Below are 13099 nucleotides of genomic sequence, written 5' to 3'. Positions count from 1 at the left end.
AAAGCGGCGAGCGCCACCTTGAAACAGGGCCGATTGCATATTATTGTATTATATCACCAATACAGTGGAGACGAGATTTTGCTTCGCCTGCTTCCCATGCTGCTTGCAGCCGTCGCGGTCCCAGCCGTGAGCCAGACTTCCCCGCAGGCCGCGGCATCGACCGAGGCGCCCGACCCCTTCGTCGCAGCAGAGGCGCACCGGACGGTCGAGAAGCTGGCGACAACGCTTGAGCAGGATTTCGTTCTTCCCAAGGCCGCGAAGGCTTATGCCGACATGCTCCGGAACAACCTTGCCGCCGGCAGCTATGCCCGCTTCCCTGATGCGAAAAGCTTTGCCGCCAAGGTGACGGAGGATATCCAGGCTGTTCATTCCGACCGGCATTTGCGGCTGCACGTCATCCCCCTTGCCCAACGCGGCGGGTCCGACGGCGACCAGGATTATCGTCCCCTGACGGAAAGCGGCCAAGCCAAGTCGGGCTGGATCGCTCCGGGCATTGCCTATGTCGCTTTCACGATGTTTCCGGGCAACGAAGCGAGTCTCTCCGATCTGCGCAAATTCCTCGACGAACATGGGGATGCCGACACGCTGATCATCGACGCGCGTCAGCACCGCGGCGGGGGGCTAGCGGAAATTGACATGATCTTCGGGGAAATCTTCGACCAGCCGACCGATCTTGTCCTGATGGATACGCGCCGCGCGGTCGAGGAACGGGAAGGCAGCCCGTTCGAGGACCTCGGTACGCTCCATTTGATCCCGACCTCGGACGATGTCGTTCGGCGGATGCACCGGGCCCAGCCGGATTCAAGCCCAACCCGGCTTCGCCAGGCGAAGGTCTATTATCTAACGTCCAAGCGGACGGCGTCGGCGGCCGAACATCTTGCCCTTGCGCTCAAGCGTAGCGGCCGGGCGACGATCGTTGGGGAAAACACCCGCGGTGCGGGCAACTATGGGACCATGCGGCCGATGGGCAGCATCTTCGCCGCGTTCGTCCCGGTCGGCCGAACCTACGATCCCGACACCAACAAGGGTTGGGAAGGGACCGGAATCGCGCCTGACGTCGCGGTGGAGGCACCCAAGGCGCTCGACGAGGCCCTTCGCCTTGCCGGCAGGCCGATCAGCGGCGAAGAAGCCCTCGCCGCACTGCGCTAGGCGGAGGCCTGCTCCAGAGCGTCGGCGATCAGCCGCCGGCTATTGTCCAGACCGTAAAGGGCAAAAAAGCTGCCCATGCGCGGACCCTGGCTGCTGCCAAGCAGAGTCTCGTAGAGCGACTGGAACCAGTGGCGCAGGCTTTCGAACGCGTGGCGCTTGCCGACTTCGAAGACGACATTCTGGATCGCATCGGTCGGAGTTGCAGGACCAAGCTTGGCCAGTTCGGAGTCGAGGTCGGCGAGCGCAGTCCGCTCCAGTTCTGTCGGAGCGCGACGCTTGAGGCCAGGCACAACGAAGTCGCGGGCATAATTGACCGCAAGGCCGATCAGCGTGTCCAGCTCCTCATTTGTTTCGGGCGACGTCCCGGGCGCATATTTCTGAACGAATTTCCAAGCGATTTCCTTGTCCTGCACGCCCGGCAAGCTGACCAGGTTCAGCAACAGACCATAGGTCAGGGGGAGTTCGCCCGCCGGGACCTTGCCGCCATGAATATGGTGGACGGGGTTCCCGAGCCTCTTGTCGGTTTCCTGCCCGGCATAATTGCTGCGGAACTGCCAATATTCGTCGACCGCGCGCGGGACCAGGCCGAGGTGGAGATTCTTGGCCTTCTTCGGCTCGCGGTAGAGGTAGAACGCCAGGCTGTCGTCGCTGCCATAGGTCAGCCAGTCGTCGAGGCTCAGCCCATTGCCCTTCGACTTGGAGATTTTCTCGCCCTTCTCGTCGAGGAACATCTCGTAGATCAATCCTTCGGGCTTGCGGCCGCCCAGTACCGCCGCAATCTTTCCCGATTGGACGCCGCTGTCGGTCAGGTCCTTGCCGTACATTTCATAATCGACGCCGAGCGCGACCCAGCGCATCGCCCAGTCGACCTTCCACTGGCACTTGGCCCTGCCGCCAAGCGCCGACTGTTCAACCCGTGTCCCATCCTCGTCGGTAAAGGCGATCGTACCGGCTTCGGCGTCGATCACCTCCACCGGAACTTGCAGCACGCGGCCGGTGGCGGGGGAGATGGGAAGGATCGGCGAATAGGTCTGCCGCCTTTCCTCACGCAGCGTCGGCAACATGATCGCAAGGATGTCGTCGAAGCGGCGCAGCACATCCTTCAGCGCTTCGTCAAACGCGCCCGAGTTGTAGCGCTCCGCCGCCGATACGAACTCATAGTCGAACCCATATTGGTCGAGGAACCGCCGGAGCATCGCATTATTGTGCGACGAGAAACTTTTATCCTCGGTCGCGAAGGGATTGGGAATCCGGCTCAGCGGCTTGCCAAGGTTGGCCGCCAGCAAATCGCCGTTGGGGACATTGTCTGGAACCTTGCGAAGCCCGTCCATGTCATCGCTGAACGCTACCAGTCTCGTCGGCGCGCCGCCGGTCAATTCCTTATAGGCATGGCGGACCATCGTAGTGCGCAGCACCTCGGTGAAGGTGCCTATATGCGGCACGCCCGACGGGCCATAACCGGTTTCGAACAGCATCGGGGCCCCTCCGGGCTTTCCGTCCGGCCAGCGTTTGACCAGCTTGCGCGCTTCCTCATATGGCCAGGCCTTGCTGGTCATTGCGGCGGCGCGGATTGCATCGCTGGTCAACTGTTGCCCTTTCGTTCCGGTGCGGCCAATGGTTAAGCCGTCGTGGCCGCTCCTTTGCCTCTTCCCGCCCTCCATGCAACCCATGCCGGCATCTGGATTGCCGAAGGGGGCCGCGTGCGCGAGGTTCAGCGCGGCGAGGCGATCGGCCAATTGGCCAGCACGCCGCACGTCCTGCTCAATGCGCCGCTGGTCGGCCAGCGGCTGGGCTATGCGGATGTCAGCGGCCTCGACCTGCTGGAACTGTTCGCCTTCATTCACCCGGCCCGCTTTGCCGTGCCGACCGTGCCCGGCATGGCGCGGGCGCTGGACCTTGCGCCACCCACTGCGGAGCGGGACGCGGCGCCGGTGCTCCTCGACATTGCCGCGGCGTTGCTCGACCGGCTGGGCGAGGAGCAGTGGTCTGAACGCGAGGGCGCATGGACTGCCAATGTCAGCCTGCATCGGCTGGGCTGGAGCTGGGCGCCATTTGTGGCACAGTGGCTTGCCAAGCCCGAGCGCGGCGAGCGGATGCTGTTTTCGCGGCTTGAACCTTGGGAAGAGCAAAGTGACCGGCCGCCGCCGCGCACCGTCTCCATTCCCCAAGCCGACGCCGAAGCGAAACTGACCGAGCTGACCGGCCGAGAAGCAGAGCCCCGCCTCGGACAGCGGGCAATGGCAAGGGAGATTGCGGGGATTTTCGCGCCGCGCCCGGCGCTCGGCGCGCCAAACCTGCTGCTTGCAGAAGCCGGTACCGGGATCGGCAAGACGCTCGCCTATCTGGCCCCCTCGGCGCTTTGGGCCGAACGTGCGGGCGGGACGGTGTGGGTGTCGACCTTCACCAAGGCCTTGCAGCGCCAGCTCGACGCCGAAGGGCGGCGGCTGTTTCCGGATCAGGAAGAGTGCCGGCGGCGGATCGTCATTCGCAAGGGCCGCGAGAATTACCTCTGCCTGCTCAACCTCGAAGACGCCATGCAAGGCGCTTTTTCGGGACGCGCGGCGGTGCTTGCGCAGTTGGTCGGGCGGTGGGCGGCCTATTCGCGCGACGGCGATATGGTCGGCGGCGACCTACCCGGCTGGCTGCCGAGCCTGTTTCGCCGGGCCGGCGCAACCGCGTTGACCGACCAGCGCGGCGAATGCGTCTATGCGGGCTGTCCGCACTATCGCAAATGCTTCATCGAACGGGCCGAGCGGGCCGGACGGGACGCCGACCTGGTGATCGCCAACCATGCGCTGGTGATGGTCGGCGCGGCCCGCGGCAGACCCGATGCCCCAACCCGAATCATCTTCGACGAAGGTCACCACCTGTTCGATTCGGCCGACAGCACCTTTGCCGCGGCCCTGACCGGCCGCGAGGCGATCGAGCTTCGCCGCTGGATCGTCGGGCCGGAAGGCAAGTCACGCGGCCGGCGGCGCGGCCTATCGGCGCGGTTGATGGATGTAGCCAGTTACGACGAACAAGGCGGCGCCGCGCTCGAATCGGCTATTGATGCAGCACGTGCCCTTCCGTCCGAAGGTTGGTTGACCCGGCTGGCGGAGGGTGATCCCTTCGGCCCAATGGAGCGGCTGCTCGCCGAGGTGCGCGGCACGGTCTATGCAAGGGCAAAGGCCCAGGAAGCCGGCTACGGCCTCGAAACCGAACTGGCCGAACCGGACGGCAGTCTCGTTTCCGCCGCTGCCGGGGCGCTGGAAGCGCTGGAGGCATTGGCCAAGCCGCTGGCCGCGCTTGTCCGCCGGCTCGAGGCAATCCTCGAGGATGCGCCCGACTGGCTCGATTCGCAGGCGCGGGCCCGGGTCGACGGCGCGATTCACGGCCTTGGCTGGAGGCGCGACACGCTGGCCGCCTGGATGGCGATGCTCGGTAGGATCGGCGCGGCCGCCGATCCCGATTTCGTTGATTGGCTTGCGATCGACCGGGCCGAGGGGCGCGAATATGATGTCGGGCTGCACCGCCGCTGGCTCGATCCCACTCGGCCGCTTGCCAAGGTCGTACTCGAACCGGCGCACGGGGTGCTCGTCACCTCGGCCACGCTGCGGGGCGCTGAAGGCTGGCCAAGCGCCGAACAGCGGGTCGGCGCGCTTCACCTGGCATCTTCGGCCCGCCACTTCGAAGCCGACAGTCCGTTCGATTATGCCGCCCACGCCGAAGTGCTGATCGTCACCGATGTCGGGCGCAACGACATGGCGGCGCTGGCCGGTGCCTACGCCCGGCTGATCGAAGCGGCGCAGGGCGGCACGCTTGGCCTGTTTACCGCCATCCAGCGGCTGCGGGCGGTTCACGCTAGGATCGCCGATCGGCTGGCGCGCGCGGGCCTCCCGCTGCTCGCCCAGCATGTCGACCCGATCGACACCGGCACGCTGGTCGATATCTTTCGCGATGATCCGCACGCATCGCTGCTCGGCACCGACGCGTTGCGCGACGGTGTCGACGTCCCGGGCGATTCATTGCGCTTGGTGGTGATGGAACGCGTGCCCTGGCCGCGGCCAACGGTGCTTCACGCCGCGCGCAAGCTGGCCGGCGGCGGCAGTTCTTATGATGACCGGATGGTCCGGGCGCGGCTGGCCCAGGCGTTCGGCCGGCTAATCCGCCGGCAGGGCGATCGCGGTCTGTTCGTCATCCTGTCCAGCGCGCTGCCATCGCGCCTGCTCAATGCCTTTCCGGACGGCGTGGTGATCTCCCGTGTCCCGCTCGACATTGCCGTGGCAAGGGTGCGCGAACGGCTCGCCGGCGGGATTTTGGTGGATGCGCCGGCTACGGCAGGAGAATGCGAGTGAGAAGCTTGACGATGTTTCGCCACGCCAAGACCGAGCATGATTCGCCCAGCGGGCGCGACTTCGACCGGGTGCTGGCGGAGCGGGGGCGGCGTGATGCGACCCGCATGGGCGATGAATTTCGCGCCCTTGGACTGTCCTGGGACCTGGTCCTCAGCAGCCCTGCCCGGCGCGCCGCACAGACTGCGAATCTCGCCGGCCTCGATCCCGTCTATGACGAGAGAATCTATGATGCATCGACGGGCTATCTGCTGGCGATCGTGCAGGAAACGCCGTCCTCGGTCCGCCGGCTGATGCTGGTCGGCCATAACCCGGGTTTCGAACAGCTTGCCGCGATGCTCGCCGGGCTACCGCTCGACATGGCGACCGGCACGGCGGTGGAACTGGTGCTGCCAGTCGACGATTGGGCGGCGGTGGGCAAGGAGCGTGGGACTCTCGCGCGGATGTTGCGGCCGAAAGAACTCGGCTAGTCGGCGATGGCCGCGGCCAGCCGGTCGCGCAGCTTTACCAGTCGATCAAGGTCAAGCGCGGCGTTGCGAGGATCGTTCGTAACTCTGGTCGGTTGTGCGAATTGCGTCGGCGGGGCGGCCGCTTGTGGCGTTACACCATCGTCGGGCTGCTCCTTGGAACGAAGCAGCTTCTGCACGCCTTTGACGGTATAGCCTTCCTCGTTGAGCAAGCGGTTGATCCGCCGCGCCAATGCGACATCGGCGGGCCGGTAATAACGGCGGTTTCCCGCACGCTGCAGCGGCTTCAGCTCGGGAAATTTGGTTTCCCAGTAGCGCAGGATGTGCTGCGCAACGCCCAGATCGGTCGCAAGTTCGCCAATGGTACGGAAGGCGTCCGGGGCCTTTTCGCCGGTCGCCATCCCCGCGACCCTACTTCGCAATCCTGTCGCGCATGATCTGGCTGGCCCTGAAAGTCAGGACGCGGCGAGGCGCAATCGGGACTTCGACTCCGGTCTTCGGGTTGCGGCCGATCCGCTCGCCCTTGTCCCGCAGGATGAAGGTGCCAAAGCCGGATACCTTCACGTTTGAACCCTCGCTCAGCGAATGGCACATGTGGTGAAGCACCCGCTCGACGATGCTTGCGCTCTCCGCGCGCGATACGCCCAGCCGGTTGTGAACGATATCAGCGAGGTCCGCGCGGGTCAGCGTGCCCGAATGCAGACCTTCCGAACGGGCGATACCCGCATCAGCCATAAATGATCTCCGCCCCCTCATCCGCACCAAGCCGGCACGCGGTCATCAGGCTACCGCAAAGCCTGCGCGTCGGCAATTCGACATTTGCCCTATTTTCCAGCCGGTTCAATAGCGAACCGCGGCAGCGCCCCACGTAAAGCCACCGCCCATCGCTTCCAGCACCAATAGGTCGCCGCGCTGGATCCGCCCGTCGCGAATCGCCGTGTCCAGCGCCAATGGAACCGACGCCGCCGAAGTGTTGGCATGGCGGTCGACGGTTACGATAACCTTCTCGGCCGGAAGGCCAAGCTTGCGTGCGGTCGCGTCGAGGATCCGGGCGTTGGCCTGGTGCGGCACGACCCAATCGACATCGTCGGGGGTCAGGCCCGCGGCACCGAGCACTTCGGACAGGACCTCGGCGAGGTTGACAACTGCATGGCGAAACACCTCGCGGCCCTTCATGCGCAGCTTGCCGACCGTCCCCGTCGTCGACGGCCCGCCATCGACATAGAGCAGGCCGTTATGGCGGCCGTCCGCGTGCAATCTCGTCGACAGGATGCCCGCTTCGCCAGCTTCGGCCTCGAGCACGATCGCGCCCGCCCCGTCGCCGAACAGGACGCAGGTGGTCCGGTCGTTCCAGTCGAGGATCCGGCTGAATGTTTCGGAACCGATCACCAGCGCGCGCCTGGCATTGCCTCCGCGCAGCATCGCGTCGGCGACGCTCAGCGCGTAAAGAAAGCCGGTGCAGACGGCATGAACGTCGAAGGCGATGCAGTCATCGATGCCCAACAGCGCCTGCACCTTGGTCGCCGAGGAAGGAAAGGTCTGGTCGGGCGTGGCGGTGGCCAGCACGATGAGGTCGATATCACCCGGCTGCAGCCCAGCCGCCTCAAGCGCCTTGCGGCACGCCTCGGTCGCCAGTGTCGCGGTCGTTTCGCCGTCTGCGGCAATGTGGCGGCTGCGGATTCCCGTCCGCTCGACGATCCACTCGTCGGACGTTTCGACCTTGTCCGCCAGTTCGGCGTTGTCAACGCGCCGTAACGGAAGCGCGGATCCGCTACCCTTGAGAACCGAGCGAAGGGTCATTCAGCGGCGTCTCCGGCAAAGGCGTGGGCGCGGAAATTGTCGAGGTCTTCGCCAATCTTGCGCGTGATGTCGTTGCGAACCATCGACGCGGCGACGCCGATGGCATTCGCAACGCCCTTATAGTTGGCGCTGCCATGGCTTTTGACCACCAGCCCGTTGAGGCCAAGGAAGACCGCGCCATTATGATTGTTGGGATCAAGATGGACCTTGAGCAGGTTCAGCGCTGGCTTGGACAAGGCGAATCCTGCCTTGGAGCGAAGCGATGAGGTAAAGGCGCGCCTGAGCAGGTCGGTGACGAAGCGCGCGGTGCCTTCCGCGGTCTTGAGCGCGATATTGCCGGAAAAGCCGTCGGTCACGACCACGTCGACATCGCCGCGGCTCAACTTGTCGCCCTCGGTGAAGCCATCGAACTTCAGCGGCAGGTAGGTCGCCTCGCGCAGCAGCGCGGCCGCCTCTTTCAGCTCTCCGGTCCCCTTGAGTTCCTCGGTGCCGATATTGAGCAATTTCACGCGCGGCTTGCTGATCCCCAAAACGGTGCGCGCATAGGCCGAGCCCATCACGGAGAATTGGACGAGGTTCTGCGCATCGCACTCAGTATTGGCGCCAAGGTCGAGCATGACGCAGTCGGTCTGCCCTAGTGTCGGCAGCAACGCGGCAAGCGCCGGCCGGTCGATTCCCGGCATGGTGCGCAGCGCGAGCTTGGCCATGGCCATCAGCGCGCCGGTATTGCCGGCGGACAGCGCGGCATCGGCGGCGCCCTCCTTCACGGCATTGATCGCCATACCCATCGAGGTGGTCTTAGCGCGGCGGATCGCCTGGCTCGGCTTCTCGCTCGCCTGGATGGCGTCGGTAGTGTGGTGGATGGTGACCGCGTCCATCAGCGGTCGGTGCTTTTCCAGCTCCGGCTTGATTTGCTGCTCATCGCCATAGACATCGAATTTCAGCGCGCGGTCTTTGCGGCGCGCGCGCGCCATCCCGGCGACCATCACCGCCGGGCCGATATCTCCACCCATGGCGTCGATCGCGATGCGCGGGCTCACGGCCATGCGTGGGTTGCCCTCGTTACCGCGATTTTCGCTCAGGCCTCGGTCGAAACGATCTCGCGGCCGTTATAGTGGCCGCAGGCCGAGCAGAGATTGTGCGGGAGCTTGAGCTCGCCACAATTCGGGCATTCCTGGAACGAAGCCGGCGACAGCGCATGATGGCTGCGGCGCATGTTGCGCTTCGAGGGCGAGGTCTTTCTCTTAGGGACGGCCATCTCGGCTCTTCCTTAAATCAATGTCCAAAAAAATTGGCGACTCTCCTCGCCCAGCTCGTCGTGGCTCCCCTGTCGGAAAGTCCCCGCGGCGGCGGCCGGATCATCGCGAACGAAGGCGCCCTATAGCGAAATCAGGCGGTCATGCAAGCGATTCAGGCGCGTTGCAGCACCTTGTCCGCGACGAAGGGGTTGGTCGCCCGCTCATGCCCGAAGGTCGACATTGGGCCATGACCCGGAATGAAGCGGGTGTCGTCGCCCATGGGCCATAGCCGCTCAGTGATCGAATCGAGCAATTGCTGGTGGCTGCCGCGCGGGAAGTCGGTTCGGCCGATCGATCCCTGGAACAATACGTCGCCAACGATCGCCAGCTTCGATTCCGGATGGTGGAGCACGACATGGCCGGGCGTGTGGCCGGGACAGTGGCGGATTGCAAAGTTGAGCTTGCCGACGGTGACCGTGTCGCCGTCGTGGAGATAGCGGTCGGACTGGAACGGTTGGCCGCTGATCCCGTAACGGGCGCCGTCCTCGGCAAGCCGGTCGATCCAGAACAGGTCGTCCTCATGCGGTCCCTCGATCGGCACGCCCAGTTCTGCGGCTAGGACGCCGGCCTGGCCGCAATGGTCGATATGGCCATGGGTGACGATAATCTTCTCGATCGTCACGCCGGCCTCGCGCGCGGCAGCCTTCAGTCGGTCGAGATCCCCGCCGGGGTCGACGAAGGCGCCGCGCATCGTCTCGGTGCACCACAGCAGGGTGCAATTCTGCTGCAGCGGCGTGACCGGGATAATGGCGGCGCGGAGTGGCGGGACGGCAGGATCGGTCATTTCTTGAGCAGCGTCTGGTCCCAGAACATTAGCGTGGTCCAGAACTGATAGTCCTGATTTTCCTTCTTGGCGAAACCATGGCCTTCATTTTCCCCGACCAGGTACCAGACCGTCTGGCCGCGGTCGCGCAGCGCCTTGACGATCTGATCGGCTTCCGACTTGGGGACCCGCGGGTCGTTGGCGCCTTGGACAATGAACAGCGGCGCCTTGATTTCGCCAAGCCGGCGCAGCGGCGAGATTTCTTCCAGCTTGGCGCGCTGGGTGGGATCGCGTTCGTCGCCATATTCGACGCGGCGCAGATCGCGGCGGTAACTTTGGGTATTTTCCAGGAAGGTAACGAAGTTGGAGATGGCGACGTTGCACAGCGCGCCGCGGAAACGGTCGGCATAATGGATCGCCGAGGCGTAGCACATATAACCGCCATAGCTTCCGCCGGTCACCGCGATGCGATCGCTGTCGAGCGCGGGGTCGGCCGATAGCCGACCGAGGAAGGCGCCGATGTCCTTGACCGAATCCTCGCGCTTGAATGGCCCGTTGTCGAGGCTGACGAAGCGCTTGCCATAGCCGGTCGAGCCGCGGACATTGGGGAAGAAAATCGCGATGCCCTGCTCATTGAGCAGGTAATTGTTGCGGCCGAGGAAGCCAGGCCGGGTCTGTCCTTCTGGTCCGCCGTGGATGTTGACGATAAGCGGGCGCTTGCCAGGGAAACGGCGGGGGTTGGGACGATAAAGAAAGCCCGACACCGTCTCCCCGTCGAAGCTCTTCACTTCAACCAGTTCGGGTTCGACATTGGCGTTGGGGTCGAGTCCCCCGGTTTCGCTTTCGGTCCAGCGGGTGACCTTGAGGGTCGCCGGGTCGAGCGAATAGGCATCGGCCGGGCTTTTTGCGGACGTCAGGGTGAAGCCAAGCGGGCCCCAGGGCGCGAATTCAAGGCCGCCGATGACGCCGGCGGGCAGCGAATCGACCCGCCGGACACGGCTGCTGCGCACATCCATCAGCGACAGGCGCGCAATGCCCGCTTCGTTGGTAACGAAGGCGATCGTCCGGCCGTCCTTGGAGATGGTGAAGCTATCGACGTCCCAGCGCGCCGCGCCGCCGACCGGGGTGAACTTGCCGCTGGCGATGTCGAGCCGGCCGAGTCGCTGAAAATCGCTCCCCTCGTCGGAGGTCACCCACAGCGTGCCGTCGGGCGCGAACTGTGCGCCGCCGTAAGCGATCGGCTTTGCATGATCGCCGATCGGTACAAGCTTGCCGCTGGCGATGTCGAGCAGGTGAAGGTTGGACTTGGTCACCGAAACATATTCGCCGACCACTGCGCGGGCATTGCCGGGGGCAAAGTCGGCAATATTCCACCCGCCGCCCCGGACCTCGGCGACACGGCGCTTGGTTGCGGGGTTGCGCGGGTCCATCACGTAAAGATCGGTGTCGGTGCCGTTGCGCTCGGTCGAGCTGAAACCGATCAGCTTGCCGTCATGGCTCCAGGCACCGAAGCCGTTGCGGCTTTTGCCGCCCGCGGTCAGCAGGTTGAGGCGGCCGTTGGCCAGCGTATAGAGCTGGAAAAATTCATCGCCGCCACTATCCTTGGAGATCAGCAGCGTGTCGCCGTTCGGCGACCAGCTGCCGCCCAAGGGCTCGACCTCGAAGCTGATCTGGCGGCGCATGCCAAGCGGCGCCGCGACGCGGTGAAGCTGGTTGACGTTGCCGAAGCGGGTCGAAATCAGCATCGAGCGGTCGCGCGCGTTCCATCCGCCGAACCCGGCAGAGCGCGCTTCCATATAGGGCCGCGATCGAGCGCCCAGCGCGTCCGGAACCGCCGGCACGCTGGTAGCGGTGAGGGCCGCGGGCTTGGCGACTTCTGCCGCGGCGGGCGCGCTCATGGCGGCGCTGGCAAGCAGCGCGACAAACAGGTTACGACTCATATGCTGGATCCCCCGGACAGAATATTGCGGCCCAGTTTGGCCGGCTTAGTCGTGCGGGGGCAAGCCGTATGCCGTCCGTTCGTCGAAATTCATGGCAATTTATCGAGCGCCGGCTTCGCCGAATTCATCGAGGCTGCAACGGCTTCGGCCCGTTTAAGTGCGCGAAGAATATTGCCGCCCGCCAATTTGGCGAGATTGGCATCACTCCATCCGCGGCGGATCAGTTCGGCGAACAACAGCGGATAACCGTCGACGCCGCCCAGTCCGGGCACCGTCTGGTCGATCCCGTCGAGGTCGCCGCCAATCCCGACATGGTCATGCCCCGCGACCTTCGCGACATGGTCGATATGGTCGGCGACATCGCTCACCGACAGCGTGGGCTGTGGATGGGAAGCCTCCCAACGCTTCATGCCTTCCGCCTGCTGATCCTTGCTGAAACTGTAGAGCGACTTGAGCCGCGCCTCCTCGGCGGCCCGCTCACGCGACCACGCCCAGTTCGCGGGGCGGAGGAAGGCGGGGACGAAGGTCACCATCATGACCCCGCCATTGTCCGGCAGCAGGCGGAGGATCTCGTCGGGCACGTTGCGGGGATGCGGATTGAGCGCGAAAGCATCGGAGTGAGAAAAGATCACTGGCGCGCGGCTTGCCGTAATGGCGTCGCGCGCGGTGCCGGCGGACACATGGCTCAAGTCTATCAGCATGCCGAGCCGGTTCATTTCACCGACGACCTTGATCCCGAACGAGCTCAGCCCGTCGTGCCGGGGTTCGTCGGTCGCCGAATCCGCCCATTCGGTTGTCTGGTTGTGAGTCAGGGTCATGTAGCGGACGCCGAGGTCGTGAAAGCGACGCAGCGCGGCCAGGGACCCGCCAATCTGGCGCCCGCCTTCCATCCCCAGCAGCGAGCCGATCTTTCCCGTGCGATGGATTCGCATCAGGTCGTCAGCAGACGAGGCCAGTTCCAGGTCGGCGGGATAGGCGTCGATGATGCGGCGGGCTGCGTCGATCTGTTCGATTGTCGTGCGGATCGCCTCGTCACCCTGGATCGTGCCGGAAATGTAGACCGACCAGAATTGCCCGCCGACGCGCCCTGCGCGAAGCCGGGCCATGTCGGTCATCAGCGGCGGCGTGCGGCGGTTGGTTGCGGCCTCCAATCCTTCGGTCGACAGGTCGAAATCCTGCCGCAGCGCCCAGGGCAAATCATTATGGCCATCGATCAGTGGCGTTGTCTTCAATAGCCGGTCGATACGGGCCTTGACCTTGGGCTCGATCGCCGTCTGGGCGGCAACCGGGGCAGCAATCAACAGGGCGGCGAGGACGACAATCGAACGCATGAGGCATTTCCTAACCA

The 13099-nt window shown here is 64.8% G+C and carries 12 protein-coding genes; 3 read left to right on the top strand and 9 right to left on the bottom strand.

Going from position 1 to position 13099, the window contains the following annotated elements; translation table 11 throughout:
* Positions 1 to 126 precede the first annotated feature (126 nt).
* A complete protein-coding gene (locus FMM02_RS04785) occupies positions 127 to 1149 on the top strand; it encodes a S41 family peptidase (RefSeq protein ID WP_187107846.1) in 1023 nt (340 codons plus the stop codon).
* On the opposite strand, the gene FMM02_RS04780 is transcribed toward FMM02_RS04785, so the two are convergent.
* Positions 1146 to 2735, bottom strand: coding sequence for a lysine--tRNA ligase (locus FMM02_RS04780; RefSeq protein ID WP_147493792.1), 1590 nt, complete (start codon positions 2733 to 2735; stop codon positions 1146 to 1148). The two genes, FMM02_RS04785 and FMM02_RS04780, sit on opposite strands and share 4 nt — an antisense overlap.
* Positions 2736 to 2777: 42 nt before the next feature.
* Here FMM02_RS04780 and FMM02_RS04775 point away from each other — a divergent pair, with 42 nt between their 5' ends.
* Together FMM02_RS04775 and FMM02_RS04770 are read left to right on the top strand one after the other, a co-directional pair.
* Positions 2778 to 5486: an ATP-dependent DNA helicase gene (locus FMM02_RS04775; RefSeq protein ID WP_147493791.1), complete on the top strand. Its 2709-nt coding sequence runs from the start codon at positions 2778 to 2780 to the stop codon at positions 5484 to 5486.
* Positions 5483 to 5953 (top strand): SixA phosphatase family protein, encoded by a 471-nt coding sequence (locus FMM02_RS04770; protein WP_246104824.1) that lies wholly within the window; start codon positions 5483 to 5485, stop codon positions 5951 to 5953. Before FMM02_RS04775 ends, FMM02_RS04770 begins: the two co-directional genes overlap by 4 nt.
* On the opposite strand, the gene FMM02_RS04765 is transcribed toward FMM02_RS04770, so the two are convergent.
* From FMM02_RS04765 to FMM02_RS04730, 8 genes are all read right to left on the bottom strand, one after another.
* A complete protein-coding gene (locus FMM02_RS04765) occupies positions 5950 to 6351 on the bottom strand; it encodes a MerR family transcriptional regulator (protein WP_147493789.1) in 402 nt (133 codons plus the stop codon). The two genes, FMM02_RS04770 and FMM02_RS04765, sit on opposite strands and share 4 nt — an antisense overlap.
* Positions 6352 to 6361: 10 nt before the next feature.
* A complete protein-coding gene (locus FMM02_RS04760; protein ID WP_147493788.1) occupies positions 6362 to 6685 on the bottom strand; it encodes an integration host factor subunit alpha in 324 nt (107 codons plus the stop codon).
* Positions 6686 to 6790: 105 nt separating this feature from the next.
* The gene (locus FMM02_RS04755; protein ID WP_147493787.1) at positions 6791 to 7750 is read right to left on the bottom strand and encodes a beta-ketoacyl-ACP synthase III; all 960 of its coding nucleotides are present in this window, start codon (positions 7748 to 7750) and stop codon (positions 6791 to 6793) included.
* Positions 7747 to 8796: a phosphate acyltransferase PlsX gene (gene plsX, locus FMM02_RS04750; RefSeq protein WP_147493786.1), complete on the bottom strand. Its 1050-nt coding sequence runs from the start codon at positions 8794 to 8796 to the stop codon at positions 7747 to 7749. Before plsX ends, FMM02_RS04755 begins: the two co-directional genes overlap by 4 nt.
* Positions 8797 to 8828: 32 nt before the next feature.
* Positions 8829 to 9008: a 50S ribosomal protein L32 gene (rpmF, locus tag FMM02_RS04745; RefSeq protein ID WP_119532944.1), complete on the bottom strand. Its 180-nt coding sequence runs from the start codon at positions 9006 to 9008 to the stop codon at positions 8829 to 8831.
* A 152-nt stretch (positions 9009 to 9160) separates the two neighbouring features.
* A complete protein-coding gene (locus FMM02_RS04740; RefSeq protein WP_147493785.1) occupies positions 9161 to 9832 on the bottom strand; it encodes an MBL fold metallo-hydrolase in 672 nt (223 codons plus the stop codon).
* Complete coding sequence (locus FMM02_RS04735; protein WP_147493784.1) at positions 9829 to 11751, bottom strand: S9 family peptidase; 1923 nt, start codon at positions 11749 to 11751, stop codon at positions 9829 to 9831. Before FMM02_RS04735 ends, FMM02_RS04740 begins: the two co-directional genes overlap by 4 nt.
* 89 nt (positions 11752 to 11840) lie before the next feature.
* On the bottom strand, positions 11841 to 13082 hold the full coding sequence (locus FMM02_RS04730) for a dipeptidase (RefSeq protein WP_147493783.1): 1242 nt from the start codon (positions 13080 to 13082) through the stop codon (positions 11841 to 11843).
* Positions 13083 to 13099: the final 17 nt, after the last annotated feature.

This window comes from Sphingomonas xanthus, from assembly GCF_007998985.1.
Classification (GTDB): domain Bacteria; phylum Pseudomonadota; class Alphaproteobacteria; order Sphingomonadales; family Sphingomonadaceae; genus Sphingomicrobium; species Sphingomicrobium xanthum.
Note: the sequence above shows the minus strand (reverse complement) of the source record. Positions and strands in the feature narration are given on the sequence as shown.

Coding starts and splice junctions, on each gene's coding strand:
- FMM02_RS04740 (WP_147493785.1), bottom strand. CDS start 9,832: ATGACCGATCCTGCCGTCCCGCCACTCCGCGCCGCCATTATCCCGGTC.
- plsX (WP_147493786.1), bottom strand. CDS start 8,796: ATGGCCGTGAGCCCGCGCATCGCGATCGACGCCATGGGTGGAGATATC.
- FMM02_RS04730 (WP_147493783.1), bottom strand. CDS start 13,082: ATGCGTTCGATTGTCGTCCTCGCCGCCCTGTTGATTGCTGCCCCGGTT.
- FMM02_RS04765 (WP_147493789.1), bottom strand. CDS start 6,351: ATGGCGACCGGCGAAAAGGCCCCGGACGCCTTCCGTACCATTGGCGAA.
- rpmF (WP_119532944.1), bottom strand. CDS start 9,008: ATGGCCGTCCCTAAGAGAAAGACCTCGCCCTCGAAGCGCAACATGCGC.
- FMM02_RS04755 (WP_147493787.1), bottom strand. CDS start 7,750: ATGACCCTTCGCTCGGTTCTCAAGGGTAGCGGATCCGCGCTTCCGTTA.
- FMM02_RS04760 (WP_147493788.1), bottom strand. CDS start 6,685: ATGGCTGATGCGGGTATCGCCCGTTCGGAAGGTCTGCATTCGGGCACG.
- FMM02_RS04735 (WP_147493784.1), bottom strand. CDS start 11,751: ATGAGTCGTAACCTGTTTGTCGCGCTGCTTGCCAGCGCCGCCATGAGC.